We start from the raw sequence: 272 nt of genomic DNA on the forward strand, positions 1-272 counted from the left end.
GGGTCTTTCCGACCCGAAAACCTTCGGCGAGACGAGCTATGATAACGCCCTGCCATGGACGGAAATCAAGCCTGCAAAATATAAGCCTTTCGGCGACATCAAGAGCGTGCTGCCACAGTAGCAGAGCCGCCATGATGCGCGCGTCAAGACCGATCCGGGCTATCAGAGCCTGATTGAGGACATTGCCGACCTGAAGGCGCAGCGCGACAAGGGGCTTAGCTCCCGCAATGAGGCCGAGCGCCGCAAGGAACAGGCCGCCCGCGAGGCGCGCC

1 pseudogene is annotated in these 272 nt (G+C 61.4%); it reads left to right on the forward strand.

Annotated elements, in window-relative coordinates:
• Positions 1 to 272 (forward strand): annotated as a pseudogene (locus SCA31_RS23490) (carboxy terminal-processing peptidase); the annotation flags it as partial.

Origin of the sequence: Chryseobacterium sp. SIMBA_028 (assembly GCF_046535285.1) — a bacterium.
GTDB lineage: Bacteria > Bacteroidota > Bacteroidia > Flavobacteriales > Weeksellaceae > Chryseobacterium.